General features: G+C 66.4%; 26 protein-coding genes. 16 read left to right on the top strand and 10 right to left on the bottom strand.

What is annotated here, in order from left to right; genetic code table 11:
* The first annotated feature begins 26 nt into the window (after nt 1-26).
* The 3 genes from N2K98_RS16330 (at nt 27) to N2K98_RS16320 (ending at nt 3,446) form a co-directional block, all read left to right on the top strand.
* On the top strand, nt 27-1,415 hold the full coding sequence (locus tag N2K98_RS16330; RefSeq protein WP_255864602.1) for an FAD-binding oxidoreductase: 1,389 nt from the start codon (nt 27-29) through the stop codon (nt 1,413-1,415).
* 137 nt (nt 1,416-1,552) lie between these two features.
* Nucleotides 1,553-2,437, top strand: coding sequence for a Rieske 2Fe-2S domain-containing protein (locus N2K98_RS16325; protein ID WP_255864603.1), 885 nt, complete (start codon nt 1,553-1,555; stop codon nt 2,435-2,437).
* 31 nt (nt 2,438-2,468) lie between these two features.
* Nucleotides 2,469-3,446 (top strand): aldo/keto reductase, encoded by a 978-nt coding sequence (locus N2K98_RS16320; RefSeq protein ID WP_255864604.1) that lies wholly within the window; start codon nt 2,469-2,471, stop codon nt 3,444-3,446.
* Nucleotides 3,447-3,460: 14 nt separating this feature from the next.
* Here N2K98_RS16320 and N2K98_RS16315 read toward each other — a convergent pair whose 3' ends face one another.
* On the bottom strand, nt 3,461-4,228 hold the full coding sequence (locus N2K98_RS16315; protein WP_255796474.1) for an SDR family oxidoreductase: 768 nt from the start codon (nt 4,226-4,228) through the stop codon (nt 3,461-3,463).
* Nucleotides 4,229-4,361: 133 nt separating this feature from the next.
* Between N2K98_RS16315 and N2K98_RS16310 the strand changes: the two genes are divergently transcribed.
* Entirely contained in the window at nt 4,362-5,072 is a 711-nt protein-coding gene (locus N2K98_RS16310; RefSeq protein WP_255796475.1) for a TetR/AcrR family transcriptional regulator, read from the top strand.
* Nucleotides 5,065-7,584 (top strand): MMPL family transporter, encoded by a 2,520-nt coding sequence (locus N2K98_RS16305; RefSeq protein ID WP_255864605.1) that lies wholly within the window; start codon nt 5,065-5,067, stop codon nt 7,582-7,584. Before N2K98_RS16310 ends, N2K98_RS16305 begins: the two co-directional genes overlap by 8 nt.
* Nucleotides 7,585-7,668: 84 nt before the next feature.
* On the opposite strand, the gene N2K98_RS16300 is transcribed toward N2K98_RS16305, so the two are convergent.
* Nucleotides 7,669-8,916: a multidrug effflux MFS transporter gene (locus N2K98_RS16300; protein ID WP_255864606.1), complete on the bottom strand. Its 1,248-nt coding sequence runs from the start codon at nt 8,914-8,916 to the stop codon at nt 7,669-7,671.
* Between the two features lie 90 nt (nt 8,917-9,006).
* Here N2K98_RS16300 and N2K98_RS16295 point away from each other — a divergent pair, with 90 nt between their 5' ends.
* The 3 genes from N2K98_RS16295 to N2K98_RS16285 all read left to right on the top strand — a co-directional run bounded on the left by N2K98_RS16295 (nt 9,007) and on the right by N2K98_RS16285 (nt 10,410).
* Nucleotides 9,007-9,462: a MarR family winged helix-turn-helix transcriptional regulator gene (locus tag N2K98_RS16295; RefSeq protein ID WP_255796478.1), complete on the top strand. Its 456-nt coding sequence runs from the start codon at nt 9,007-9,009 to the stop codon at nt 9,460-9,462.
* Nucleotides 9,463-9,556: 94 nt separating this feature from the next.
* On the top strand, nt 9,557-9,928 hold the full coding sequence (locus tag N2K98_RS16290; protein ID WP_255864607.1) for a VOC family protein: 372 nt from the start codon (nt 9,557-9,559) through the stop codon (nt 9,926-9,928).
* Nucleotides 9,929-10,005: 77 nt separating this feature from the next.
* Entirely contained in the window at nt 10,006-10,410 is a 405-nt protein-coding gene (locus tag N2K98_RS16285; protein WP_255864608.1) for a VOC family protein, read from the top strand.
* On the opposite strand, the gene N2K98_RS16280 is transcribed toward N2K98_RS16285, so the two are convergent.
* Nucleotides 10,400-12,262 (bottom strand): ABC transporter ATP-binding protein, encoded by a 1,863-nt coding sequence (locus N2K98_RS16280; RefSeq protein WP_255864609.1) that lies wholly within the window; start codon nt 12,260-12,262, stop codon nt 10,400-10,402. The two genes, N2K98_RS16285 and N2K98_RS16280, sit on opposite strands and share 11 nt — an antisense overlap.
* 93 nt (nt 12,263-12,355) lie before the next feature.
* Here N2K98_RS16280 and N2K98_RS16275 point away from each other — a divergent pair, with 93 nt between their 5' ends.
* The 3 genes from N2K98_RS16275 to N2K98_RS16265 all read left to right on the top strand — a co-directional run bounded on the left by N2K98_RS16275 (nt 12,356) and on the right by N2K98_RS16265 (nt 15,754).
* Nucleotides 12,356-12,892 (top strand): MarR family winged helix-turn-helix transcriptional regulator, encoded by a 537-nt coding sequence (locus N2K98_RS16275; RefSeq protein WP_255864610.1) that lies wholly within the window; start codon nt 12,356-12,358, stop codon nt 12,890-12,892.
* A 434-nt stretch (nt 12,893-13,326) separates the two neighbouring features.
* Nucleotides 13,327-14,142: an alpha/beta fold hydrolase gene (locus tag N2K98_RS16270; RefSeq protein WP_255864611.1), complete on the top strand. Its 816-nt coding sequence runs from the start codon at nt 13,327-13,329 to the stop codon at nt 14,140-14,142.
* Nucleotides 14,135-15,754, top strand: a complete 1,620-nt coding sequence (locus N2K98_RS16265; protein WP_255796484.1) for a sensor histidine kinase — start codon at nt 14,135-14,137, stop codon at nt 15,752-15,754. The genes N2K98_RS16270 and N2K98_RS16265 overlap by 8 nt, the downstream gene beginning before the upstream one ends.
* Here the strand turns inward: N2K98_RS16265 and N2K98_RS16260 are convergent.
* Both N2K98_RS16260 and N2K98_RS16255 read right to left on the bottom strand, forming a co-directional pair.
* On the bottom strand, nt 15,738-16,202 hold the full coding sequence (locus tag N2K98_RS16260) for a MarR family winged helix-turn-helix transcriptional regulator (protein ID WP_255864612.1): 465 nt from the start codon (nt 16,200-16,202) through the stop codon (nt 15,738-15,740). The two genes, N2K98_RS16265 and N2K98_RS16260, sit on opposite strands and share 17 nt — an antisense overlap.
* Nucleotide 16,203: 1 nt before the next feature.
* Nucleotides 16,204-17,964 (bottom strand): MDR family MFS transporter, encoded by a 1,761-nt coding sequence (locus N2K98_RS16255; protein ID WP_255864613.1) that lies wholly within the window; start codon nt 17,962-17,964, stop codon nt 16,204-16,206.
* A gap of 209 nt (nt 17,965-18,173) precedes the next feature.
* On the opposite strand from N2K98_RS16255, the gene N2K98_RS16250 reads away from it, so the two are divergent.
* A complete protein-coding gene (locus N2K98_RS16250) occupies nt 18,174-19,556 on the top strand; it encodes a DUF2254 domain-containing protein (protein WP_255864614.1) in 1,383 nt (460 codons plus the stop codon).
* On the opposite strand, the gene N2K98_RS16245 is transcribed toward N2K98_RS16250, so the two are convergent.
* Together N2K98_RS16245 and N2K98_RS16240 are read right to left on the bottom strand one after the other, a co-directional pair.
* The gene (locus tag N2K98_RS16245) at nt 19,553-20,311 is read right to left on the bottom strand and encodes a sulfite exporter TauE/SafE family protein (RefSeq protein ID WP_255864615.1); all 759 of its coding nucleotides are present in this window, start codon (nt 20,309-20,311) and stop codon (nt 19,553-19,555) included. The two genes, N2K98_RS16250 and N2K98_RS16245, sit on opposite strands and share 4 nt — an antisense overlap.
* 46 nt (nt 20,312-20,357) lie before the next feature.
* Nucleotides 20,358-20,948, bottom strand: a complete 591-nt coding sequence (locus N2K98_RS16240) for a rhodanese-like domain-containing protein (protein ID WP_255864616.1) — start codon at nt 20,946-20,948, stop codon at nt 20,358-20,360.
* 101 nt (nt 20,949-21,049) lie between these two features.
* On the opposite strand from N2K98_RS16240, the gene N2K98_RS16235 reads away from it, so the two are divergent.
* A complete protein-coding gene (locus tag N2K98_RS16235) occupies nt 21,050-21,307 on the top strand; it encodes a metal-sensitive transcriptional regulator (RefSeq protein ID WP_229950959.1) in 258 nt (85 codons plus the stop codon).
* 61 nt (nt 21,308-21,368) lie between these two features.
* On the opposite strand, the gene N2K98_RS16230 is transcribed toward N2K98_RS16235, so the two are convergent.
* The gene (locus N2K98_RS16230) at nt 21,369-22,748 is read right to left on the bottom strand and encodes an MBL fold metallo-hydrolase (RefSeq protein WP_255864620.1); all 1,380 of its coding nucleotides are present in this window, start codon (nt 22,746-22,748) and stop codon (nt 21,369-21,371) included.
* A gap of 373 nt (nt 22,749-23,121) precedes the next feature.
* Complete coding sequence (locus N2K98_RS16220; protein ID WP_255864622.1) at nt 23,122-23,742, bottom strand: hypothetical protein; 621 nt, start codon at nt 23,740-23,742, stop codon at nt 23,122-23,124.
* Between the two features lie 103 nt (nt 23,743-23,845).
* Here N2K98_RS16220 and N2K98_RS16215 point away from each other — a divergent pair, with 103 nt between their 5' ends.
* Together N2K98_RS16215 and N2K98_RS16210 are read left to right on the top strand one after the other, a co-directional pair.
* Nucleotides 23,846-24,412, top strand: a complete 567-nt coding sequence (locus tag N2K98_RS16215; RefSeq protein WP_255864623.1) for a GNAT family N-acetyltransferase — start codon at nt 23,846-23,848, stop codon at nt 24,410-24,412.
* Nucleotides 24,413-24,509: 97 nt separating this feature from the next.
* Nucleotides 24,510-25,652, top strand: a complete 1,143-nt coding sequence (locus N2K98_RS16210; RefSeq protein WP_255864624.1) for a serine hydrolase domain-containing protein — start codon at nt 24,510-24,512, stop codon at nt 25,650-25,652.
* 24 nt (nt 25,653-25,676) lie between these two features.
* Here the strand turns inward: N2K98_RS16210 and N2K98_RS16205 are convergent, their stop codons facing one another.
* On the bottom strand, nt 25,677-26,405 hold the full coding sequence (locus N2K98_RS16205) for a GAF and ANTAR domain-containing protein (RefSeq protein ID WP_255796495.1): 729 nt from the start codon (nt 26,403-26,405) through the stop codon (nt 25,677-25,679).
* Nucleotides 26,406-26,591: 186 nt separating this feature from the next.
* Between N2K98_RS16205 and N2K98_RS16200 the strand changes: the two genes are divergently transcribed.
* A complete protein-coding gene (locus tag N2K98_RS16200; RefSeq protein WP_255864625.1) occupies nt 26,592-26,981 on the top strand; it encodes a hypothetical protein in 390 nt (129 codons plus the stop codon).
* Nucleotides 26,982-26,998 lie beyond the last annotated feature (17 nt).

The following is a 26,998-nucleotide window of genomic DNA, read 5'->3' as shown; positions in this document are numbered from 1 at the left end:
TCCACCGAACTACAAGGAGAAATCCCGTGAGCACGCATTCCCTCGACCCGGTTCCCGCTAACGCCGCCGGGTCCGGCAGCACCGTCCTAAGCGGCTTTCCCTCCGTTTCCGTCCTGGAAGCGGACCGGCAACGGGTGAGCACCGACAGGTCCGGCTTCGTTCCGGACTCGCTGCCGGACGGCGTGGTGTTCGCCCGCACCGCGGACGACGTCGTCGCCACCCTCCGGCTGGCCACCGAACACCGCATGCCCGTGGTTCCCCGCGGAGCCGGCACCGGGCTCGCCGCGGCGGCGTCCTCCCGGGCCGGGGAACTGGTGCTCGACGTTTCGGGCATGAACAGGATCCTGCGCATCGACCCCCAGGAGCAGCTGGCCGTGGTGGAACCCGGAGTGCTCAACGCGTACCTCAATGCGGCTGCCGCGGAATACGGACTCTTCTATGCACCGGATCCGGCAAGCACCGCCATCTGCAGCATCGGCGGCAACATTGCCACGAATGCCGGCGGGATGCGCTGCGCCAAGTACGGTGTCACCCGCGAGTCGGTGCTGGCCCTGCGCGTGATCCTGGCGGACGGACGGGAACTGCGGACCGGCCGCGAAACCATCAAGGGTGTCAGCGGCTACGACCTCAACGCCCTGATGATCGGTTCCGAGGGGACACTCGGCGTGGTGGTCGAAGCCACGCTGCGGCTACGCCCGCTTCCGGTGCATACCGCCACAGTGGCCGCGTTCTTCCCGGATGTCACCGCAGCTGCCCAGGCAGCGTCCGCCGTCGTAGCCGCCCGGATCCAGCCCTCCGTGATGGAGCTGATGGACGGACAAACGCTGGAGGCGGTGGACATGGCCATGGGAACGGATTACCGCTCAAAGGGCGGAGCGTTCCTGCTGGTGCAGACGGACGGGTACGGGGCGTTCCTTGAGCAGGACGTGGTGATGGACGTCCTGTCGACGCTGGGCAGCTGCGAAAGGGCCGTCGACGACGAGCATGCAGCCGCGCTGATCACCGCCCGCCGGGAAGCCATCCCCTCGCTGGAGAAACTGGGCCGGGTGTCCATCGGCGATATCGGCGTTCCCCGGGGACGGCTGGCCGAAGTGGTGAGCGGGCTCGAAGAAATCTCCGCCCGCACCGGGGTCCGCATCTTCACCATCGCGCATGCCTCGGACGGGAACCTGCATCCCATGATCGTGCTGGACCCGGAGGACTCGGTGACCACGGGCCCGGCGAAAGCGGCCCTGGGGGAGATGTTCTACCTCGCCCACCGGCTGGGCGGCACTCTGACCGGCGAACACGGCATCGGGCTGCTCAAGCGGGACTGGCTGGAGGAGGAGCTGGGCGGGGTGTCCCTGGAGGTCATGCACACCATCCGCACCGCGCTGGACCCGCTGGGCATCCTCAACCCGGGGAAGGCGCTCTAGGCCGGTTTGGTCCCCGAGCCGGGGGCCGGCGCAACAGTGCCCGGCGGCGGCTCGGTGCCGCGGTTTCGGTGGCGCACGACCTCGGCGGGGCCTACCCTGTGCAGTCCACCAGCTGATTATCCCCATGAGGAGAGGCCATGCGCCGACTGCCCGTAGTTACTGTTGCCGACAAACTGGAAAACGCGGGCTGGCTGGATCCTGCAGCCGGATGGGTGGCAAAGGCCGTGAAGGCGGTAATGCCCTGGCCTGCCGTGAGGGACGTCCTGCACGGCGTCCCCCTTGGGCATCCCCTGCACCCGCTGATGATCGTGGTGCCGCTGGGAGCGTGGGTGTCCGCGGCCGTGCTGGACGTGCTGCCCGGCAATGAGCGGGCCGCGCGGACATTGGTGGGCGTGGGCGTAGCTGCGGCTGGTCCGACGGCGCTCGCCGGCGCCGCGGACTTCTCCCAGCTGGATACCGAGCAGCAGCGCACCGGGATTGTGCACCAGGGCGCCAACGTGCTCGCCGTCGGCCTGTACTCCGCCTCCTGGCTGGCGCGCGGGAGGGGACGGACGGGACTGGGCCGGGCCCTGGCCTTCACCGGCCTGGCGGTCACCGGAGCGGGCGGCTTCCTGGGCGGACACCTGTCCTACCGGCAGGGTGCGGGGGTCAACCGCAATGAGGACTTCGCGGAGAAGGTGCCGGAGGGGTGGCACTCGCTGGGGCCCGTGGGCGCATTCGCGTCAGGAGTTCCCCAGCCTGCCCGGCTCGGAGCGGTGCGCCTCATGGTGCTCAAACGGACCGACGGCGCCGCGGACGGAGCGGTCTCCGTCCTGGCTGACACCTGCAGCCACCTCGGCGGCCCCCTGCACGAGGGTGAACTGCGGGAGGTGAAAAACGAGCTGTGTATCGTCTGCCCCTGGCACGGCAGCACCTTCTCCGTTGATTCGGGGGAGCCGGTTCATGGTCCGGCAACTGCCCCGCAGCCGTCCTTTTCCACCCGCATCCGGGACGGTCTGCTGGAAGTAAGCGTTAAGCCTTAAACCTGTCCGCTCCGCCACGAAGGAGACTGCAATGCGCACAACTTCCCTAGGAACCAACGGACCCGAGGTCGGCGTCATCGGCCTGGGCTGCATGGGCATGAGCTACGCCTATGACATGGACGCGGAACGCGACGAAGAAACCTCCATCTCGGTAATCCGCGGAGCGGTCGAACTGGGCACCACCCTGATTGACACCGCCGACGTGTACGGCCCCTACACCAACGAGGAACTCGTGGGCCGGGCCCTGAAGGACGGCTACCGGGAACGGGTGGTCCTGTCCACCAAGGTCGGGCTGGAGGTCAGCACCGAGGCCCCGGCCGCCGGGACCATGCCCGGACTGAAGAAGGACGGCCGCCCCGAGCACATCCGCGCCTCCATTGATGCGAGCCTGCGCCGGCTCGGCACCGATCACGTGGACTTGTACATCCTGCACCGGGTGGACCCGCAGGTGCCGCTGGAGGAATCCTGGGGCGCCATGGCCCAGGTGGTCCGTGACGGCAAGGCCCGGGCCGTCGGCTTGTCCGAGGCCAGCGTGGAACAGATCCGGCTGGCACAGACGGTGCACCCGGTAACCGCCGTCCAGTCCGAGCTCTCGCTCTGGACCCGGGACCGGCTTGCCGACGTCGTATCCTACTGCGAGGAACAGGGCCTCGCGTTCCTGCCCTTCTCACCGCTGGGCCGCGGGTTCCTCACCGGCCGCTTCACCTCTTTCGACCAGCTGCCGGCTGATGACATGCGCCGCAGGCTTCCGCGGTTCCAGCAGGAGAACCTCAAGGCAAACCTGGCCATCGTGCAACGGGTGCACGACGTCGCCGAACGGGTGGGGGCGACGCCCGCCCAGGTGGCGCTGGCGTGGGTGGTGGCGCAGGGCCGGTGGGTAATTCCGATCCCGGGCACCAAAACCCCCAAATACCTGCGTGAAAACGTGGCTGCCGGGGACTTGGTGCTCAGTGACGAGGACCTGGCAATGCTCAACAACGCACCGCAGCCCGAGGGCGCCCGGTACTGACCAGACACTTCGCGTCAGGCCCCGCCCACCGCCGCCAGATCGGCCCGCACCTGCTCGGGTTCCTGTGCCAGGGGCATGTTCTCCTCGTCCCGCACCCCGTCCAGGGAGCCGGACCGGTCCGGTGCCAGCGGAGCGAAGAATTCATCGAAGTCCTCGGTGGCCGGGCCCTTCTCGGCAACCAGCTCGAAGGTCTTGCCCACGGCCGCGTCCGAAGAAAGCGCGTGGACGAGTACCTGGGCGATCTGGCGGCGGGCGACGGCGCCGTCGGCCGGGGTTCCGGTGCGCCGGGTATCACCCTGCAGGGCAACCAGGCGGTGCTCGTCGGGGCCCGCGTAGTCGAACCAGCCGGGCCGCACGATCGTATAGGGCAGGCCGCTGGCGCGGACCAGCCTCTCGGAACGGCGTTTCCAGTCCAGAAGATGGCCGTATCCTGCGGCCCGGCTGGTGTCGCCGATGGCTGTCATCAGCACCACGCGGACCCGGCGCCCGGCCAGGGCTTCGAGGAGGTTGCGCACTCCTCCGTAGTCCACGTCCTCGGGGCTTGAGCCTCCGGCATCGGAACCCAGCGTCAGGATGATCGCGTCCGCTCCCTCCACTGCTGCGGGCAGGGTCTGCGGTCGGGTTACGTCCCCAACCGCGATCTCCGTTGCCGGAGGGAGTATCCGGGCTGCCTTGGCGGGATCGCGGACCAGGGCACGAACGGTGTAACCCTCGCTCAGGGCCTCTTCAACAACCAGATGCCCGATGCTGCCGGTGGCGCCTGCAACCAAGATTGTGCTCATGGGGTCTCCTCCGTGGGATGTCGGTGCAGTCTTAATGGAACAGGGTGACGGGGTGTTTGTGGAGGCCGGAAGGGTAGCTGATGCCTTCCGGAACCGTTTGCACCCAGTGCAATGATGCACGTAGTGTAGAAGCGTGCTTACCATCCTCCCGGTTGAAGATCGCCGCAAAGCGCTGAAAAGCCGCCACCGGCAGGATATTGTGGCTGCCGCGGCCGCGCTGATGGACGAGCGCCAGGCCACGGACTTCACCGTGGACGAGCTGGCACAACGCGCGGATGTTTCCCGCCGCACGGTGTTCAACCACTTTGCCTCCGTCAACGACATTGTGTCGGAGGTCTGCAGCGACATACTCAGCGCTGCCGTCGCCAGCCTGACGGCCGTCCCGACCTCCGACGTCGGCCGCCCGGCAGTGCTGGATGAGATTGCCGAGGCGTTCCGCAACGCGGATCTGGTGGCACCCATGGCTTACCTGAACCGCGTGCTTGGCGACGGGGGCCCGGCGGTGACGGCACATCCCATGGCCCTGCGGGCGTTCACCGAGCTCAGTGAACGGCTTTCGGCCGTAATGCTTAGCCGCCACCCCGAGGCCGACAAACTCAGCGTGCACCTTCTGGTGGGCGCCCTGACCAGCGGACTGGGGGTGCTCTACCACCACTGGCATTGCGCCACCGGCGCCGTTGACACCCCGCAGTCCCGGCGCAGCTGGGCGACGATGCTGGACCAGCTCCTTGATACCGTCCGGTCCGGCCATGCCGCCGGACCGGCCGGCCAAGCCGGCCAACCCTGCCCTAGTTCCGTAGTTTCCTCCAACCATCCCTCTAAAGGACAGACTCTCAATGGCTGAATTCCTCTACCGCCTCGGAGCAGCGGCAGCCCGCCGTGCACGCTCCGTGCTGGCGGCGTGGTTCGCTGTGCTCGTGGTGGCCGGTGTGGCCTACACGCTCTTCAGCGGCACCCTCACCACCGCCTTCTCCATTCCCGACACGCCCACCACCCAGGTCACCGAACGCCTGCAGGAGAAGCTTCCGCAGGCATCGGGCGGCTCTGGTTCCGTGATGGTCCAGACGGAGGACGGCTCCCGCTTCACCGATACCCAGCAGCAGGAAATCTCTGAGTGGGTCACCAAGGCCGCCGAGATGGACGGCGTGGAAGCCGTCATTGATCCGTTTGCCACCGAGGCGGACCGTGCCAAGCAGGGCCAGGAGCTCGAGGCAGGCCTGGCGCAGGTTGAGGCGGGCCGCGCCCAGATCGAGGACGGCCGCTCCCAGCTGGAGGCCGGGCAGGCCCAGCTCGACGCCGCACGGCAGCAGGCCGAAGCGGCCGGCACCCCCGCCGAAATGATGGCCGCACTGGACGCGCAGCAGGCCGAGCTGGATGCCAAGCGCGCGGAACTGGACGCCGGCAGTGAAGAGCTGGAAGCCGGCGCGGTGCAGGCCGAACAGGGCGCAGCCCTGCTGGACATGGCGGAGGAGATCCGCATGGTTTCCGAGGACGGCAGCGCCGCCATCCTGAACGTGACCTTCACGGATACGCAGATGGAAGTGACGGAGGAAACCAAGGACGCACTAGTGGCCGTCTTTGAAGACGAGCCTATCGACGGGGTGAAAGTCGATTACTCCGCCGAGATCTCTGCCGCGGTGCCTGCACTCTTCGGCATCGGTGAAGTAGTTGGCCTCGTCATCGCAGGAATTGTCCTGTTTGTGATGCTGGGGACCCTGATCGGGGCCGGCCTGCCGCTGCTGACCGCCCTGATCGGTGTCGGCATCGGCGCCCTCGGCGCACTGGCCTTCTCCGGCGTGGTTGAAATGGCGTCGGTGACCCCCGTACTCGGCCTGATGCTTGGCCTGGCAGTGGGCATTGATTACGCACTGTTCATCGTCAACCGACACCGCCGGCAGCTCAAGACCGGCCTCTCCCTGCAGGAATCCATTGCGCTGGCCAACGGCACCTCCGGCAATGCCGTGGTGTTCGCCGGTGCCACCGTGTTCATCGCCCTGCTCGCCCTGAACATCACGGGGATCCCGTTCCTGGGCCTCATGGGAACCGTGGGGGCAGCCTGTGTTGCCATCGCTGTCCTGGTTGCGGTCACCCTGACCCCGGCACTGCTGAAGCTTGTCGGCATGCGCATCCTCAGCCGCAAGGAACGCGCTGCCATCACCCCGGCCGAGGGCGCCGACTCCAAGGAAGGCCGCCCCCAGCTCGCGGAGGCCAAGCCCATGTCGACCGGCCGTGCAGTGATCACGGTTGTTGCCTCCATTGCCGCGCTGCTGCTGCTGGCGGTGCCTTCCATGGACCTCCGGCTGAACCTTCCCGACGGTTCTTCCGAATCCCACGACACCACCCAGTACCGGGCCTACGCTGCAGTTTCTGAGAAGTTCGGAGAAGGCCAGAACGGCCCGCTGCTGCTGGTGGCCGAGCTGCCCGGCGAGCCCAGCGAAGAGGAAGCACTGGTAGCCCAGAACGAGATTGCCAGCGCCATCTTCGACCAGGACGACGTGGCGGCAGTCGCCCCCATCGGCACCTCCGAGGACCGCAGCGTGGCCGCCTTCCAGGTCATCCCGGAAGAAGGCCCCACGAGTGAATCCACCGAGGCGCTGGTGAACTCGCTGCGCGGCATGTCCCCGATTGAGGGCGAGAACGGCGACTATGAGATCGGCGTGGCCGGCTCCGCCAGCGGCAACATCGACATCTCCGAGAAGTTGGGCGAAGCCCTGCCGCTCTACCTCGGCGTGGTGGTGGGACTGTCCCTGCTGATCCTGATCCTGGTGTTCCGGTCCATCTTTGTTCCGATCATCGCCACGCTCGGCTTCATCCTGTCCTACTTCGCCGCGCTCGGTGGCGTGGTGGCCATCTACCAGTGGGGCTGGATGTCCGGCATCTTCGGCGTGGAAACCCCCGGCCCGATCCTGAGCTTCCTGCCGACCATCCTGGCGGGCATCCTCTTCGGACTCGCCATGGACTACATGCTCTTCCTCGGTTCGGGCATGCGGGAGGCCTACGTCCACGGAGCCCCTGCACGCCTCGCCGTGGCCCAGGGCTTCCGCGCCGGCCGCTCGGTGGTTGCCGCGGCCGCCATCATCATGGCGTCCGTGTTCGGCGGGTTCATCTTCTCGCACAGCACGATGATCCGGCCGATCGGTTTCGCCTTGGCCTTCGGCGTCCTCGTTGATGCCTTCGTGGTGCGGATGCTGCTGATCCCGGCCCTGATGCATCTTGCCGGCGACAAGGCCTGGTGGCTGCCGAAGTGGGTGGACAAGATCCTGCCGGACGTCGACGTCGAGGGCGCGTCCCTGGAGCGCCGCCATCCGCACGTCGATGAGAAGCACTCAGAGGTGGAGGAACCGGTCCGGAGCTAGGCTCCGGCCCTCCCTGAGAACAAAAGAACGTGCCGCCCTTCCTTCGGGAGGGGCGGCACGTTCTTTGTTACGGGAAGAGCATGCCTAGACTACTGCGGCCTCTTCGGCCGGAGCTTCCACGGACGTGTTCCTGCGCGTCAACAGCAGGAAGGACGCGGCGGCCAGGACCAGGAAGCCGACCATGGCAACGCCCATCGGCACGCCGGTCTCTTCGCCCCACAGGCCAACCAGCGGGGACACAAGGGCTGCCAGGAGGAACTGCAGGGAGCCCAGGAACGCGGAACCGGTGCCGGCGTGGTGCCCAGCCTCTTCAAGGGCCAGCGCCGTGGCGTTGCCGAAGATCAGGCCCAGGGAGCCCTGGAACACGGCGAACAGCACCAGGGTGGGGACCAGCGGGGTGCCGTTGGACACCGAAATCAGCATGCCGGCGGCAGCCAGGACGGCCACGGCCAGGCCGATGCCGATCATCAGGCGGTAAGGCGCCTTGCCCGCAAGGGCGGCTGCCACGGCACTGACGATGGTGATGGCGACGGCGTTCATGGCGAACACCAGCGAGAACCGGGTCTCGGACATCCCGAGGACATTCTGGATAACGAACGGGGAGGCGGCGATGTACGCGAAGAGACCGGCAAACGAGAAGCAGAAGGTCAGCAGGTAGCCGGTGTAGTTGCGGTTGCGCAGCACCTCGCCCGCCACCCGGAAGGTGGTCTTGAGGCCGCCGCGGTTGCGGTCGGCGTCGGGCAGTGTTTCCTTCACGCCGAACAGTGCGCCCAGGAACATCAGCAGGACCAGAACCGCGAGGACCCAGAACACCATCCGCCAGCCGCCGGCGGCAATGATGGCGCCGCCGGCCAGCGGGCCGACCACGGGGGCAATGACGCTGATCATGGTCAGCACGCCCAGGAGCTTGGCGGCTGCTGCTCCGCGGGAGGTGTCGGAGACAATGGCGCGGGCCAGCACAATGCCGGCGGCGCCGCCAAGGCCCTGTAGGAAGCGGGCGGTGGCCAGGATTTCAACGTTCGGTGCAACAGCGCAGAGCACGGTGGCCAGCAGGGCGACGAAGGAGCCGATCAGCAGCGGCCTGCGGCGGCCGATGCCGTCGGAGAGCGGGCCGATGACCAGCTGGCCGAGGGCCAGGCCCACCAGGAACGCCGTCATGGTGAGCTGGATGCCGGTGGCGCTCGTGTTCAAGTCATGCGCCATGTGCGGGAAGGCCGGCAGGTACATGTCGATGGACAGCGGGGCCACTGCGGTGAGCAGGGCCAGGATGCCTGTCAGCATGCCGGCGTTGGGCCGCTTGGTGGGCGGTGCGGGGAGCGTGGTGCTCGTCATGAAAAACCTTCTTCTAAAACCGTTTGAGTGCCGAGCGAGCATAGCATATGTAGACATATATATACTAAGATATGCGCTAGGATCGTTGGCATGACGAACGACGGCGTACCGGCGGCAACGCGCGAAATTGCGGACCTGCTGCGCGATCTTTCCTGGAACATCCACCGGAAGGCGCCCGAGATCACCGGGATCGAGCCGCTGCCGAACACCGAGCTGGCCGTGCTCAAGCATGTACTGGACAACCCCGGCCTGACGGTCACGGAGCTGGCCCGGCTGATGGGGCTCAAGCAGAGCAATGCCAGTGCCGCCGTCCGTACATTGGCCGAGCGCGGGCTGGTGACGCGGTCGAGCAGCCCGACGGACCGGCGGGTCAGCCTTCTGTTGCCCACCGAGGAGGCGCGGGCGCAGAACGAGGTCATTGCCCACGCGTGGGCGGGTCCTATCCGTGCCGGCATCGAGCGGCTGAATGCGGAACAGCGGGCAGCGCTGGAGGCGGCGTCGGGGGCGCTGGTTGCCCTGAACCGCGCGATGCAGACCCGGGGCTAGGCGACGGCTGCCACATGAAACCGGCAGCAGAAATGTAAACCGGCAGCCGAAATTCCCGTGACAGCCGGCGGCAGAGGGTCCTAAGCTTCCCGCCATGGCTATCGCACGAGTTCCCAACACTGTCATCGACTGCCCGGACCCCGAGGCACTCGCCACCTTCTACGGTGCCCTCCTGGACTGGAAGGTGAGCGTGGACGACGACGGCTGGGCGGACATCACCGATGTCACCGGCCAGCGCTTCGCTTTCCAGAAGGTGGAGAACTACACGCCGCCGGCCTGGCCCGGCCAGGACGTTCCCCAGCAGATGCATATCGACGTCGATGTGGACGATCTGGACGAAGGGGAAGCGGCGGTCCTCGCCCTTGGCGCAACCAAGCACGAGTACCAGCCGGGGGAGACCTTCCGGGTGTTCCTTGACCCGGCCGGCCATCCGTTCTGCCTCTGCGTCGGCTGGAAGGATGACTGAAGCCCGGCGCCGGCGGGTTAGCTGGCGAGCAAAAATTCCCGTGACAGCCGGCGGCAGGGTGCTCTAAGGTTCCAGCCATGGCTATCGCACGAGTACCCAGCACAGTTATCGACTGCCCGGACCCCGAGGCACTCGCCATCTTCTACGGCGCCCTCCTGGACTGGAAGGTGGACCTGGACGGGTACGACGGCGACTGGACCGAAATCTCCGACGTCACCGGCCAGCGCTTCGCTTTCCAGAAGGTGGAAAACTACACTCCGCCGGTCTGGCCGGGCCAGCATGTTCCCCAGCAGATGCATATCGATGTCGATGTGGACGATCTGGACGAAGGGGAAGCCGCGGTTCTCGCGCTTGGGGCAACCAAGCACGAGCAGCAACTGGGGAGGACCTTCCGCGTGTTCCTGGATCCGGCAGGCCATCCGTTCTGCCTCTGCCAGGCCTCGCCGGCCGGGGCGGCCGGCGCCGCGCAGATTAGCGGCTGAGGTTGTCCTCCAGTGTGGCGGTATGCGCGGCAAGCCGGGCGAACGCGCCGTCGGCCGCCCGCAGCTCGGCCGGCGTGCCCGCTTCGATGACCCGCCCGGCGTCGAGCACCACCACCTGATCCGCGTTCTCCACGGTGGAGAGCCGGTGCGCGATGGTCAGTGTGGTGCGCCCGGCGGACAGCCGCTCCAGAGCCAGCTGCACCTGCGCTTCGGTGGTGTTGTCCAGCGCCGAGGTGGCCTCGTCCAGGACGAGCACCGGCGGATTGCGCAGGATGGTGCGGGCAATGGCGAGGCGCTGCTGCTCCCCGCCGGAGAAGCGGTGGCCGCGCGCACCCACCAGGGTGTCCAGGCCGTCCGGCAGGGCGCCGACGGTGTCGGCCATCTGTGCGGCGGCAAGCGCGGACCAGAGCTGCTCATCTGTGGCATCCGGATCCGCCAGCAGCAGGTTCTCGCGGATGGAGGCGTGGATCAGGTAGGTCTCCTGCGAGACGACGCCGACAATCCGGGCGAGGTCTTCGGGTGCCAGCTCGCGCACGTCCACGCCGTCGATGGTGACGCGGCCGGAGCCGGTGTCGTTGAGCCGCGGCAGCAGGGATGCCAGAGTGCTCTTGCCGGAGCCGGTGGGTCCGACGACGGCGGTGGCGGTCCCTGCGGGCAGCGCCAGGTTGATGCCGTGCAGGACTTCGGTGCCGTCGTCGTACGCAAAGTGAACGTCCTCGAACCGCACGTCGCCGCGGACGGCTGCCGGGTCCAGCTGGACCGGGTTTTCCGCGGGGCGGATCTGCGGCTCGAGGTCCAGGTATTCGAAGATCCGGCTGAAGAACGCCAGGGCGGTCACCCACTGCACGCCGATGTTCAGCAGGCCCATGACCGGCCGGAAAATGCCGGCCTGCAGTCCGGTGAAGGCCACCAGGGTGCCGATGGTCATGCCGCCGCTGGTGGCGGGGAAGCCGGCGGCGAGGTAGATGACGGCCGGAATAGCTGCGAAGACAATCTGCATGGTGGCCATCCGCCAGCGCCCTGCGAGCTGGCTGCGCAGTTCCAGTCCCACGAGGGTTTCGGAGCGGGCGCGGAACCGGTCGGCGTCGCGCGGAACCGTGCCCAGCGTTTTGGCCAGGCGGACGCCCGAGACCGAGAGGCCTTCTTCCACCTGGGTGTGCAGGGCGGCGAGCTCGCGCTGGCGTTCGTCGGTGACATCGCGGCGGATCATCGCCACCCGCCGGGAGAGCCAGATGGCCGGCGGAAGCACCACCAACGAGATCAGGCTCAGCCCGGGGGAGAGGGCCACCATGGCGACGGCGGTGGCGACCGCCGTCGTGAGGTTGGAGGCCACGCCCGTGGCGGTGGTGGTGACCACGGACTGCATGCCGGAGATATCGTGCGTGAGCCGGGACTGCACCTCCCCGCCGCGGGTGCGGGTGAAGAAGCCGAGCGACTGGGCCTGCAGGTGAGTGAAAAGATCAACGCGCAGGGTGTGCATAACGCGCTGGCCCATGCTGGTGGCCAGCCAGGTCTGGATGACGCCGATGGCGGCGGTCAGCGCTGCCACGCCCACCATGGAAGCGGTGAGGAACAGCAGCAGTCGGGTGTTGCCGTGCGGCAGTGCGTCGTCAATCACGGCGCGGACCAGGAACGGCTGTGCAAGGCCGACCACCGACGAGGCGGTGATCAGCAGGACGACGACGGCGATGGTGCCCTTGTGCGGGGCGAATAGTGCGGCGATGCGCCGCAGGTGAACCGGGTGTCGGTTCAGTTGCTTTTGATCGGCGGGATTCAGCTTTGCGGGGCCGCGGCCGCCGCCTGGGCCTCTGCCGCTTCCGGGGCCTTCGGGGGCCGCTTCGGGAATAGCCATGGTTCCTCCTGTTGCTGCCGCGAGATGCGATTCGGCAGCTAATGCAGAGGTTACCTCATTATGTGGTTACCACGAAATGGGTAGACTGTTTCCATGACTGATGCTTCTGCCGATCCGGCGGCCCTGGGGGAACTGATGCATACGGCATTCCGCGGACTGCGGAAGCGGTGGATGCAGCAGTTGGCCCCGTATGACCTGACGCCGCACCAGTTCCGGGCGCTGAGTGCAGTGGCCCGGGCAGCGGGGCACGGGCCCGAGGCGCACGGAGCGGCGCACGACGGTGCGCAGGACTCCGCCGACGCCGGCCGTGAGCCCGGGCTGCGGCTGAAGGAACTGGCGGAGCGGCTGCGCATTGCCCCGCGCTCGGCCACGGAGGTGGTGGACCAGTTGACCGCCAAGGGGCTGGTGGAGCGTCGGGCGCATCCCTCCGACCGCCGGGCTACGCTGCTCACGCTTACCGAAGCGGGGGAGGGGCTGCGGGAAACCGTGCTGGCGGACCGGAAGCGCGAGGCGGACGAGTTCTTTTCCGTTCTGGAGCCGGGGGACCGGGCGGAGTTGGCGCGGATTCTGGGGGAACTCGGCGGTAGCGGGGATGGATATTCCCGGAACGCAAACACAATGGAAAGCTAAGCAGCCTGATTTTCTCCTGTGGCGGTCATTCTGTTAGATTTCGAACGGGGAATTTCACGCGTTGCTGCGTGCCTTCCTTGGCGGCAATTTGCCGGCGATTGAACAAAGTCTCGATATAAGGTCTCTACTTCATGTGTAAAACGAGCGGCAAGCCCCTCGTCCGGGTTGGTTTCGCAGCCCCGGCACGGCCCACAGTCAGTTCCCCGCCGCCCCCGGAAGAATCCGCCTGGTCCTTGTAGGGAAAACGGCGTAGAACTCCCGCGCAGAACCACTAGCGGCCCGTGTCGCTCCAATTCTCCGCCGGATGTCCGTGAACTTCCCGATCTCTTCCGTCCGCTGACCGCGCCGCCCATTAGCAACGTTTGCAGCGGGCTGCAGTCCGCTGCCAAGCCCTCAGGTCGGCATCGAATAAACCAACCGAAAGCAGGTGCAGGATGAATGCGCAGGCAGTAATTGAGCGCAACAATGTCCGGGTGCTTGGACGTCCAGATGGCCCTGTACTGCTGCTGGTACAGGGATTTGGCTGTGACCAGGTGATCTGGAATCGGATCCTGCCGTTCTTTACGGACACCTACAAAGTGGTGCTGTTTGATCATGTAGGAACCGGCGGTGCCGATCCGGAGGCTTACGACGCCGCCAAATACGCTGCCTTGGAAGGTTATCTGACGGACCTGACCGAGATTCTGGAGGTCCTGGAGCTGAAGGACGCCACCGTCGTCGGGCACAGCATCGCCGGCACTATGGCTCTGGCGGTCGCGGCCCGTAACCAACGGATTGCGCGTCTCGTTTTGCTCTGCACCTCGCCCCGCTACATCAATGACGACGGGTATATCGGCGGGTTCCGAGCGGAGGATATTGAGGGTGTCCTGAACGCCGTGGAGGCCAACTACCCCCTATGGGCAAGGGCGATGGCTCCGGAGATAGCGGGCGACGATTCTGACTCCGAGGTCAGCGTGGAGCTGGCGGACAAGATGTGCCGCCTGCACCCAGAGTATGTTCGGAACTCCCTGCAGATGTCCTTTGCCACGGATGTCCGGCAGGTGCTCCCCGACGTGTCTGTCCCGGCCTTGATCCTGCAGTCGAGGGCGGACCCGCTGACCCCGGAACCGGCGTCGCTGTTCCTGCACAACCATCTTCCTGACAGTACCCGCGTGGAACTCGAAGCCCGCGGAAACATGCCACACCTCAGCGCACCCCGGGAGACGGCGGAGGCCATTCTCGAGTACCTGTTGGTGACTGCCCGTGCCTAGCTCTGCCGGTAAGGACATGGGCGCCGCCGGGGGCGCCGACTATGAGGAACACTTCCATTCGGCTGCCTCCGGATATCTCGTCCTCACCACGGACGGAACGATCCTGGATGTCAACCGGACTCTGGCCTCATGGACCGGGCGCTCCAGGGAGGGGCTGCTCGGCGGCAACATCATTGACCTGATGCCCGTGGGGGACCGGGTGGTATTCGCTTCCTATGCGGTTCCTCAGCTGGCCGTGGCGGGATGCTTCAACGAAATGGCGGCGGAGCTGGTGTCCGCAGACGGGGAGCTGATTCCGGTTCTCCTCTCCGGGGTGCGCTCGGAAGAAAAAGACGCCCGAGACGGGGCAGGCGTGGACCGGATCGCCGTCTTTAACGCCTCCGAACGCAGGCTCTACGAGCGGGAACTGGTGGCTGCCCTGCGCAAAGCTGAGGCGGCTGAAGCAGCGCGGGCCGCAGCGGAAGAAGAAACCCGGGAAAAGCAGAAGGCACTGGAGGAGAAAGACCGCGTCCTGCAGGCGAACCTGACGAAGAGCAGGGAGCGCGAAGCCTTGCTGGAAACGGTGCTGAACACGATCGACGTCGGCCTGCTTGTGGTGGACGCGCAGGGCAAGACCGTGCTGACAAACGCCCATCTCCAGTCCGCCTGGAACAGGGTTCAAGGGGAAGTCGCCCCGGGCGGGGAACGGCCGATTTTTGGTCCGGACCGCGTCACGCCCCTGTCCGACGCCGAGAGTCCGGTGAGACGGGCCGTCGCGGGCGAGTCCTTCTCGAACCGGTTGGTATGGTTCGGTTCCTTGGACTGTGGAAACCAGATAGCCCTCAACGTCTCCGCCCGGCCCATCAGGACGGAAGGAGCGTTTTCCGGCTCGGTGATCGCCTACAGCGACGTCAGCCGGTTGGTCCATGCCGTCGCGGCCCAGGAGGAATTCGTGGCGAGCGTGTCCCACGAACTGCGGACCCCGCTGACCTCGATCATGGGTTACCTTGACCTCGCACTGGACGAGGAGGGGCTGTCGCCGGAGGTGACCTCAGCGCTGAATGTTGCGCTGCGCAACTCGGAACGGCTGTTGGCGCTGGTGTCCGATCTGCTGTCCGTAGCGTCCGGAGCCACCAAAATGGACCGCCGGCCGGTGAACCTGGCCGAAATCGTGCGGGCAGGCGTGGTGTCCGTATCCCCGAAGGCCGCTGCGGGACGGGTGGACCTGGTGTCGGAGGTTCCGGCGTCGCTGACCGTTGACGCGGATCCGCAGCGCCTGGCCCAGGTGGTCGATAACCTGCTGTCCAACGCCGTGAAGTACTCCCCTGACGGGGGGACAGTGACAATCCGCCTCCGGCAGGACGAGTACGCGGTCCGCCTTTCCGTTGCAGACACCGGGATCGGAATGACCAAGGCCGAACAGGAAAAGGTATTTACCAAGTTCTTCCGGTCCCGCCGTGCTGTCGCCTCGGCTGTGCCCGGGGTCGGCCTGGGCCTGGTGATCACCAAGAACATTGTGGAATCGCACGGGGGAAAGCTGAGTTTCGTCAGCAGCCCGGGGCAGGGAAGCGAATTCACGGTGTCCCTGCCGCTGGCAGCGGAAACGGCGGCCGGAATCAGTCCCGCTCGTTGAGCTTCTTCAACAGGTCGGTAAGGTTCTGGAGCTCGGCCCGAGTCCAGCTGCCGAGCCGGTCCCGCAGGAGGGCCCGCTTCGCAGAATGTGCATTCTCGAAGCGGACCCGACCCTCCGGAGTAAGGTCCAGCAGCTGGACCCGCCCGTCGGAAGGGTTCGCCCGGCGGACCACCAGGCCCAGGGTTTCCAGCTGGGACACCGTGCGGCTCAGCAGGGCCTTGTCCACCTGAAGGGCCTCGGCCACGCTGCCCTGCGGACATTCGCCGCCGCGGTACAGGGTCATCAGCACCGTGAACCCCAGCGGCTGCAGGCCCGGATGGACCGCCGCGGCGGCGTCCTTGAACGTCCCCCGCGCGGCGGCAAGCATCATCGAAAACTCGCGTTCCACTTCCAGGACGGCGGACTCGAAGGTGATGTTGTCAGCGTCCCCGGCTGCCGACGTCGTCACCCTATGCGTTGTTCTTTCCCGCCGGAACATCCTTTCCGGGCGTTACGTCCGGATTCTGCCCGGCGGCTTCTTCGGATACAGCGGCTACCGTCTCTGCGGCAGTCCGGGAATCAGTCGCCTTCCCGGCATCCTTCCCGGACGCCGCAGCAGCTTCTTCGGCCTGCATCTTCTCGTGCCGGGTCAGGCTGCCCAGCGGCAGGTTCGGCAGGAAGAGCACGGCCAGCAGGGTCAGGACGCCCAGCGGAGCGGCGATCATGAAGATGTGCGCCACCGACGAGCCGTACACAGATTCCACAATGAGACGCACGGATTCGGGCAGGGAATTCACGTCCGGGATGCTGCCGGAGGCCAGCGATGCGGCGACCGCCTTGCCCTCCTCGCCCAGCGCGCCGATGGCGGCCATCAGTTCGCCCTGCTTCTCGGCCAGCCGGTCGGTCACCTGGGTGGCCAGCACCGCGCCCAGCGCGGAAACACCGACGGTGCCGCCGATAGTGCGGAAGAAGTTGATGCTGGAGCTGGCGACGCCGAGATCCCGGGTTGAAACATCGTTCTGCACCACGAGCACCAGGTTCTGCATCACCATGCCCACACCGGCGCCGAGGAGGAACATGTACAGGGAGACAAGCCCGAAGTTCGTGTCGTATTCGATGGTGCCCATGAGGACCAAACCCACCGTCAGCAGCACGGACCCGATCACCACGTAGGCCTTCCACTTGCCGCTCTTGGTGATCATCCTGCCCACGATCGTGGAGATGATCAGCAGGCCGGCCATCATCGGGATGGTCATCAACCCGGACATGGTCGCGGATGCGCCGCGGGCCAGCTGCATGTACTGGGACAGGAACACGGTGGTGCCGAACATGGCGACGCCGACGGCGAGGGACCCGACCACCGCGAAGGTGAAGGTCCGGTTGCGGAACAGGGTCAACGGGATCAGCGGCTCCGGGGCCTTCAGCTCCACGGCAACGAATGCCGCCAGGCCCAGCAGTGAACCGCCCACCATCCATGCGGTGGCAGCACTGGCCCAGCCGAAGTCGGTGCCGACCAGGGAAACCCAGATGAGCAGGCAGGACACGGAGGCCGAAAGCAGCACGATGCCGGCATAGTCGATCTGCACCTTCCGCTTCTTCAGCGGGGGCAGGTGCAGGGTCTTCTGGATCATCACCAGGGCGACGGCGGCCAGCGGCACCGCGACGTAGAAGTTCCAACGCCAGTTGACGGTGTCCGTGATGACACCGCCGATCAGCGGCCCGCCCACCGTGGACAGGGCCATCACGGCGCCGAACAGGCCCATGTACCGGCCGCGTTCCCGCGGCGAGACAATGTCCGCCATGACAATCTGGGTCAGCGCGCCGAGGCCGCCGGCACCGATGCCCTGCACCACGCGCATGGCGATCAGCCAGTCGGTGTTATGCGCGAAACCTGCCGCGGCGCTGGCGACAATGAAGATGATCAGGGCCAGCTGGATCAGGACCTTGCGGTTGAGCAGGTCTGCGAGCTTGCCCCAGATCGGGGTCGAAACCGCGGTGGCCAGCAGGGTGGCGGTGACCACCCAGGTGAAGGCGGCCTGGTCGCCGTCGAGGTCCGAAATGATTACCGGCAGCGAGGTGCTTACCACCGTGTTCGCCAGCATTGAGACGAACATGCCGAGCAGCAGGCCGGTCAGGGCCTGGAGAACGGCGCGGTGCTTGCGTTTTGCTTCAGCCCGCGCCTCGGCTCGGGTTGCGGGGACAGCGCCCTGCGGGGCAGGGGAAACGGGCATGGGGTACTCCAAAAAGCCGAACGACGGTCAAAAGTTGATTTAAATCAACGGTACGTCCGGGGTTTTTGCCGTCCTGACCATATGCGCCTTCCGGTGACTGATCTCATGGGGAAAGGTGACGAGGTCCTCTTCCAGCTGCGGAATCGGCGCACGCCACAAAGCCGGGCACAATGAAGGGTGGCTGAGATTCCGTTTTCCAAGGGGCACTGATGAGCAATACCCTGCATGGTTCGTCCACTTTTCCGCCGCACCACCCGGTTCCGGAGCCACGCTTCCGGGTGTCCCGGGACGCGCTGCGGGCCTCCCTCTGGTTCTGGCCCACCTGCGCCTCGCTCGCGGCGGTGCTGCTGACCCTGCTGCTGCTGCAGGTCCGCCCGGACGACGACGTCGCGTGGGCACGGTGGATCTGGCCCACCGGTGTCGACGCCGCGAGCAGCCTGCTGCAGACGGTGGCCACCAGCGTGATGACGGCGGCCACTGTGACCTTCTCGCTGACCGTGGTGGCGCTGCAGCTGGCCTCGCAGCAGTTCTCGCCCCGCCTGCTGCGCGAGTTTGCCCGGGATGCCCGCACCCAAACCATTTTGGGTGTGCTGATGGGAACCTTCATGGTGTCCATCACCGGCTTGCACGGCATGGATGCGGACCGAGCCGTCCCCGTGCTGGTGGTGGGCCTGGTCTATGTACTGGGTATTGCCAGCGGTGTGGTGCTGCTGCTGTTCATCGGGCACATCACCCGGTCGCTCCGGGTGGACACCATGATGCTCAACGCGCATCAGGGCTGCCTGGCGGTCCTGCGCGAAACCTATCCCGCGTCCGATATCGGCGAGGTGCAGGACTTTCCTCGGCCCGACGGCGGCACGCCCGTTCCGGTCGGCCGCAGCGGCATCGTGCAGGCAGTGCACGCGAAGCCCCTGGTCCAGACGCTGCACGAACACGGACTGACTATGCGGATGGAGGTGCAGCCCGGCGACCACGTCACCATCGGAACGCCGGTGGCCCGGGTCTGGAGCGACGACGGCGGCCCGGTCCCGCTGGGTGCCGTGCGCGAGTCCCTGGCGGCTGCACTGGAGATCGGCTACGAACGGACTCCGGAGCAGGACGCCGCGCTGGGGCTGCGCCAGCTGACCGACATTGCGGTCAAGGCCACTTCCCCGAGCATCAATGACCCGATCACTGCCGCCCACGCACTGGGCTACTGCGCGGATTTGTTGGTGGATATCTCGCACCGGCGGCTCGGCCCCGAGGGGCAGCAGGATAACGACGGCGTTCTTCGACTGGTTACCGTGGGCCGCGACTACCGGTACTTCATGGACCTGGTCTGCGGCCCGGTCCGGCGCTTCGCCGATTCCGAACCGATTGTGCTCACCGCCGTGCAGCGTCTGCTGCGTGACTGTGCGGCCAATGCCGTCAATGACGACCAGCGCGAGGAGATCCGCCGGCAGTCCTCGCTGGTGCTCGAGAACACGTCGCGGAACCTTGCGGTGGCTGACGAGCAGGAGGTCCGCGATATGGCCCGCCGGGTGGAGGAAGCCCTCGTGGGGGACCTGGAGTCCGCCTTTGCGGACCGGGCGGGGGAGACCAGGTCCGTCTAGGGAAGCAGTTCCATGGCTAGGACGAAAATGCCCATGGCCAGTACGAAGAACCCAAAGCCACGGCGCAGCGCGGCCTCCGGAATACGTCCTATCAGCCGGGCGCCGATCAGTGACCCGACGATGGCCGCCGCGGTCACACTGCCCACCAGAGCCCAGTCCAGAGACACAGTGGTGAGGTAACCGGCCAGTCCCGCGAAGGACTTCAGGGAAATGACCACCAGCGAAGTTCCCACCGCCACGGGCATGGAAAGCCCGCCCAGCAGGGCCAGCGCCGGGACCACGAGGAAGCCGCCGCCGGCTCCCACCAGGCCGGTCACCAGACCCACGGCAAGGCCTTCGACAATGACCTTCCCTACCGGGAGCTCTTTGCTATGGGATTCCACGGCTCCGCCCCTGCGCCCGCGGATCATCGCCACCGAAGTTGCGATCATCATCAGGGCGAAGGCGACCATCAGCACCGCTCCCGGTATCCGTCCGCCAAGCAGGCCGCCGCCAAACGCGCCTGCCATCCCGGCCGCGCCGAAGAGCAGCCCGGTGCGCCACTTCACCCGGCGCCGGCGGGCGTGCCTGACGGCGCTGAAGGCCGAGGTCACGCCGACCACGAACAGCGAAGAAGCAATGGCCTCGCGGGGGCTCATGCCGGCCACGTAGGTCAGGATCGGGACGGTGAGGATGGACCCGCCGCCGCCGAGCAGGCCGAGCGAGAGCCCGATCAGCACGGAAAGCAGGAGGGTCGCGGCGAGGGTGACGGTCATGGATGGTGTCCTTGGAAGAGGGGGAGCGGTAGTGGGGGCAGGCGGGTTAGCGGACCGCGGGCAGCTGGCTGATGACGGACTGTGCCGTGGGCTCGGACGCCGCCTTGTTCCAGGGCATCTTCGACAGGGCCTGGCCCATGGCGCAGGTGTTGGTCGCAGCGGAGAATGTCAGCCCGGCGCCGATTCCTCCGGCCAGCAGGCGCACCTTGGGGGAAATGAAACGCCCGCCGGCGAGGCCTGCGATCACCAGGGAGCCTGCCGCCATGCGGACCTGGCGTTCCAGCGACCAGCGCTGGGCACCGCGGACGACGTCGCCGCCGGCCGCTGCGAAAGCGGGCACGCCGCCGGTGAGGACCCGGGCGTTGGCGACGGCAGCACCGGCGAGGTGTCCACGAGCTTGCTCGGCGCGGACGCCGGACTGGCAGACCAGCACCACGCGGTTGCCCAGGCGTTTGGCCAGCTCGTCGGCATGTTCGGCCAGCAGCGGCAGCGGCACGTTGTAGGAGCCGGGGATGTGCATGCTCTCGAACTCGGCGGCGGAGCGGACATCGAGGATCGCGAGGTCCTCGTGCCGGGTCATCCAGTTTTGCAGGGTGGCGGCGTCGAGGTCTGTCACAGGGGAAGCGGAGGAGGCCATGGGGCCCTCATTTCTGTAGGCGGGTAGTTCTGCGGGAAACCCGGAGCGAAACCCCTGGGGGTATACTTCCGGTAAGAAAATCACCACTGGAGGAGAAGTCCATGCAGCTGGATAACAGCGAACTCGCGCCCGTCATCAACCGGCTGAAGCGGGCTCAGGGGCAGCTGACCGCGGTTACCCGCATGCTCGAGGAGGGGCGGGACTGCAAGGACATCGTCACGCAGCTGGCAGCTGTGTCGAAGGCACTGGACAAGGCAGGGTTCGCAATTATCGCGGCCGGCCTGGAGCAGTGCCTGCTCAATGATGACGGTTCGATGGACAAGAAGGACCTGGAAAAGCTCTTCCTCTCCCTGGCCTAAGCGGCAGGGGCGGCGGTAGCCCGCCGCTCCTGCCATCGGGAAATCAGCTGTTAATGCGGGCCTACATGCTGGACCAGCCGGCGTAGCTGCCATCCAGTTCGACGACGTCGTACCCGGCCCGGCGCAGGGCGCTGGCGGCCACGGAATTACGCACCCCGCTCTGGCAGTACGTCACGATGGCGCCCTCGTCCGGCAGCCGTTCCAGGTTCCAGAGCACCCGGCCGGCGCTGAGCTGCTCCGATCCGGGAATGTGTCCGGCGGCGTGCTCGGTGCGGTTGCGGACATCAAGGACCAGAGCTGCGTCAAAGCCGTCCAGCTCCTGCGGCTGGATCAGCCGCGGCGTGGTCTGCGGCAGCCCGTCGATGGTGGTGGTGAATCCGGCCACCCGGTCAATGCCGACCCGGACCAAGTGGTCCCACATTTCCTGCGCGGACTCCTGATCGGCGGCGAACAGCACCAGCGGGCGGCTGTCGGTTTCGGGGTCCACGGCCCAGGCGCCAAAGCTGGCGGTCTTGGTGCCTGCGGGGATGTTCACTGATCCGGTGACGGTTCCCTTGTGGACCTGTCCGTGTGGACGGGTGTCTACGAAGGTGAGGGTGTCCTGTGCCAGTCCGCGGGCGACGTCGTCGGCCGGGAGTTCCTGCAGCGGGGCGCGTTCGCCCATCACAGCCGGCCCCTGCCGGTTTTCGCGCTTCATCCGGGCGAAGTAGGCATGGGCATCGGGCTGGCCGTCGAGCAGTTCATCCACGAAGCCCTGCTCGTCATTGGCGGCAAGGTAGTGGCCCCACCATGCGTAAAGACGTTCGTAGCCCACGGTGGTGGAGGGGAGCGCGCCCAGCGCCTTGCCGCAGGCGCTGCCCGAGCCGTGGCTGGGGTAGACCTGAACGTGGTCAGGCAGGGTCAGGAACTTCTCCTGCAGGCTGCGGAAAATCTGCCGGGCGCCTTCGAAGCGGGTGTCCACGCCCCCGGCGGCTTCATCCAGCAGGTCGGGCCGGCCCAGGTCTCCGGAAAAGACAAAGTCACCGGAGAGCAGGTAGCCGGGTTCGCTGCTGAAGGCGCCGTCGGTCACCAGGAAGGAAAGGTGTTCCGGCGTGTGGCCAGGGGTGTGCAGGGCCTTGAGGGTGATATTGCCGAGGGGAATGGTGTCACCGTCGTGCAGGCGGGCTGCCTCGAAGCGGTACTGCCAGTCTGTGCCGCCTTCGCCGGAAACGTACATGTCGGCGCCGGTGGCGGTCGCGAGCTCGCGGGTGCCGGAGAGGTAGTCGGCATGGATGTGCGTCTCGGTCACCGCGACAATGCGCATGCCGTTGGCGGCGGCGAGCTCCAGGTAGGTGTTGATGTCGCGGCGGGCGTCCACCACCACGGCCTCCCCCTGGCGCTGGCAGCCGATGAAGTAGCTAGCCTGGGCCAGGTCCTCGTCATAGATGCGTTCGAGCAGCATGGAATCTCCTTTTCTAGACACCCCCGGGGGTATCCGTTCTGCTTCGACGGTAATACCTAGGGGGGTATGCAGGCAAACTCAGTGGTTGCTGCTTTGCATACCCTAGGGGGTATCTGCCACCATGGTGGAGGGGCGCAGTGTCCCGTAGGAATTCGAGCCAAGGAACAAGCAGAATGTGCCGAGCAGTAACGTGCCGCAAATGCGGCAAGACCACGTGGGCCGGGTGCGGAAACCACGTTGACCAGGTGATGCGCGGGGTGCCGAAGGCGGACCGCTGCAGCTGCGGAGCGGACGCCGTCAAAACGCCGGCCGGTGCGCAGTCCGCCGGCGGATGGCTGGGGAAGCTGTTCGGCAGGAAGTAAGCAGGGCCGGCCTAGCGGCCGTCGGGCTGTATCCCGTGCCTGATGGTCAGGACGGCTTCGGGGGTCACAGCGATGCCGGCGAAATCCTGCAGCGCCAGGCAGACCTCTTTACTGCGCCCTCGGCGGTCGGCGAGGTCCGCTGCGTCCTTGGCAGCTTGCTCACGCTCGTCCGCACCGTAGCAGTAGGCGGTGTCCTCGACAGGGGAGTTGGCGTTGCAGTTCGCCAGTATGGTGGTGCCGCGCTCACCGTCCGCCCTGGAGTCGATGATCTCGTAGTAGGGCTCCCCGATCTTCTTCCAGACGGTGCCGGCGATCACGAGGAACTCGTCCGCGGCACTGCGGGCGGCCTCCTCTGCAGCTGATTGGTCCTTCGTCCGGGAGAGTCCGTGGATGTGGGCGGAAAGGTCTATGACCTCCCGGGCGTCCTGGCCCAGGCTAACGAACCAGTGCCCGCCTCGGATGCGGAGCGATTCGCCGGAGTATTCGCTTCCAGGCTCATAAACGCCGGCGACCGGAGCTTCGGAGATGTCCACGGATTCCACGTCCATTCGGGTTTTGAAGACTGTATCCGGGCGCTGCCAGGGCAGGAGCTTCTTTCGCTGAATGTTGACGCTGAGACTGACGGTGGTCATGCTTCCTCGATTCCGTGCGGGGCAGGTATCCGTACATTGTCTCCGAGAGATCCCCAAGCCGCGCCTTCTGCCACCGCAGGCGAGGCTGTGGCAGGCTGTCGCCATGGAAACCAGCACCGGCATGCCTTCCTGGCCGTCCGTCGACCCGCAGCACGGAAACGTGCGCCTCCGCGCCTTCCGGGATGAAGACGTGGCAACGGTCATGGAGATGTCCCGGGACGAGTATTTCCCCGCCATCGGCACCCTGGCCGGGAACGCCAGCGCTGCACAGGCGCTGGAGTGGGTGGAGCGGCAGCGGAACCGGTACGCGGAGGGCGCCGGCTTTTCCTTTGCGGTGGCCGACGCCGGCACCGACCGTTGCGTGGGACAGCTGGGGCTGTGGGTCCGCGAGCTGGAGAAAGGCCGTGCCCAGGCGGGCTACGGGATTACGCCGTCGGCCCGCGGCCGCCGGTTCGCGGCCTCGGCGCTCCTGGCCGCGTTGGAGTTCGCTTGGACCATGCCGGAACTGCACCGTGTAGAGCTGTACATCGAGCCGTGGAATACCGCCTCGATCCGCACCGCCGAAATTGCGGGTTTTGAGCAGGAAGGACTATTGCGCAGCTACATGGAGATTTCCGGACAGCGGCGGGACCTGCTCATCTATGGAGCGGTCAGGGGATGCAAGGGGTAGCCGGTGCCCGGGACGGTGTGTCAGCAATCTTCCGCTCCGGTGCACACATGGCTCCCGTCCGTTGACTCCCTGCCCTGCGGAAGCGGACAGTTGAGGCATGCCAGGCATCGCCGCACCCCTCTGGGGTTCTCTGACCGAGACCGTCCAATCGGGCTGGTGTCCGGGACTGGTGGCAGGGGTCCGGATCAACGGGCAGACCGAAATCTTCGCCACCGGGTCGCTGGGACTTGACCAGTCCGAGTCGATGGAAGAGGACACCCCGTTTCGCATCTCCTCACTGAGCAAGCTGATCGGCGGCGCCCTGGCTATGAGCCTGGTGGCCGACGGCACGCTCGGGTTGAACGATGAGGCCGGCCGCTGGCTGCCGGGGCTTGCGAACCTGCGGGTGCTGGCCACCCCTGATGCCCCTCTGACGCTGACCGTCCCGGCCCGCGGCCCCGTCACGGTACGCCATCTGCTAACCTTCACCGCCGGGCTCGGCGTCGACTTAGATCCGACACCCTATGTGGCTGCTACCCAGGATTTCCTCTGGGGACCCAACCCGCCGGACATGACCCCCGAGGAGTATCTGACTCGGCTCGGCAGCCTGCCCCTGGCATATCAGCCGGGGGAGCGCTGGATGTACCACTCCAGCGCGGACGTGCTCTCGGTCCTGCTCCCGGCAGCCACGGTCACGCCCCTGGATCAGCTGGTGCAGGAGCGGATCAGCGAACCGTTCGGGCTGACCGGCACCGGGTTCCCGACGGGCACCGAACATTTCCCGGTGGTGTACGCAGCCAACGACGAAGGCGGGTTGTTCGAGGCGGTGTCCTACCGGGATGCACTGGCAGGGCCGCCGAAGTTTGCCTCCCTGGCTGGCGGGATGGTCTCCACCGTGCCGGACTTCCTGCGCTTCCTCAGCGGGCTCGCGGATGACACGGTGCTGCCGGCCGAGCTGCGGCACCAGATGACTGCGGACCAGCTGACCTCCCTGCAGCAGGTCGGCGTGGCGGAACTGGCAGGCCCGGACGAGTCCTGGGGATTCATGACCGCCGTACAGACCGGACTGGGCGCGCCTTGGTCCGAGCCGGGCATGTGGGGATGGCTCGGCGGATCCGGGACCAGCGCCGCTGTCTATCCCAACGGAGACATCGGCGTCGTGTTCACCCAGCGGTTCCTGAGCGGCCCGCAGGATCATTTCGATTTCTTCTGGAAACCGTTCGGGGAGCTGCGGGGGAGTATTCGGGACACCGCTACATAGCTGGCCGCGGTCAGGTAAGTCTTCCTAGGCGAAGTGGGTTGCTACCTTGGCAGCGGTCACCGACTCGACCAGCCGTTCAGCCAGCTCGCGTAGCTTGATGTTCTGGTGGCTGGACGCCCGCCGGAGGATGCCAAAGGCCTCTTCCTGGCTGCAGCGGTTCTGTCCGGCAACGATACCGACGGCTACGTCGATGGCGGTGCGGGATTCCATGGCCTTGCGCAGATCGTCGCTGACTTCCTTGTGGTTCGCGATCTGAACGGCAACCTGCAGCGTGACCGCCGCTTCCTCCGCGTATTCCTCAACTGCACGCACGAAGTCATCGGTGAAGATGCCCGTGCTCTTGCCGTAGAGGTTCAGCGCCGCGCCACCGTCGTCACCAATGAGCAGGGGTACGGCGAGCATGGAATAACAACCCAGGCCGTGGATAGCCTCGAAATACTCGATCCAGCGTGAACCGGTGCGGGTATCGGCCACCAGGGTCAGCTCTCCGCTCTCCGCAGCGTAGAGGCACGGACCGTCACCGTACCCGTACTGGAGTTCATCGAGCTTATTGGCCTCGGTGCTGCTGCTGGCCACGGTCTGGGCGCGTTTGTCCCGCTTCAGGGTGATGCTGCTGAGCAGCTGGTTTGGGTCGCTGAAGAGTTCGGCAGCCTGCCCGGCGAAGGCTTCAAGAAAAAGCTCCATGCCCGGGTTGTCCAGAATGAGTTGCTGGAGCTGTGCCGCAACTGAGGTTCCACGAGTGAGGGCTGTCATTGCACCAGCTTACCCAAAAGGCGTATCCGGGCCACGGCGCGCGTCGGGGCCTTGCGGACGACGGCGCGCGGCGGCGGCAACGCGGCCTGAGGCCTAGGGCGTTACGCTCCGGAAGGGCGGATGAGCCCTAGGATAAACGCAATCCCGCAGCGCAGTAGAAACGCAGCTCAGTAGAAACGAGGCCCCGTGTCCACGCCCCGCTCCGACCCGCAGAATGCCCAGTACCCCTACCCTTCGACAACGGAAGCGGGGGATCAGCCCCCGACGTCGTCGACTCATTTCCCGCCCTACCTGATGTCTGCCCAGCGGCCCAGCGGGCGTGCAGCGGGGGAGAATTTCAAGAACCAGTCGCTCTTCTGCGGCGTGCTTGGTTTGGTTGCTGCTGGCTTCGTACTCGGTCCTATGGCGATTTACTATGCCCAAAAAGCCGAAGCACTGAATGTCCCGGCAACCGGGGGCAAGGTGCTCGGCTGGGTCAACGTGGTCCTCTGCGCCATCGCTGTGGCCTTCTTCCAAGCGATGATTTATTTCCTCGTGTTCGCTGCGTTGACCGGTTTCGGGGACCCCTACTTCTAAATGCTTGACCCTGACAC

The organism is Arthrobacter jinronghuae (assembly GCF_025244825.1).
In the GTDB taxonomy this organism is placed as follows: domain Bacteria; phylum Actinomycetota; class Actinomycetes; order Actinomycetales; family Micrococcaceae; genus Arthrobacter_B; species Arthrobacter_B jinronghuae.
The sequence above is the reverse complement of the archived record's forward strand: the minus strand, read 5'-3'. Positions and strand labels throughout refer to the sequence as shown.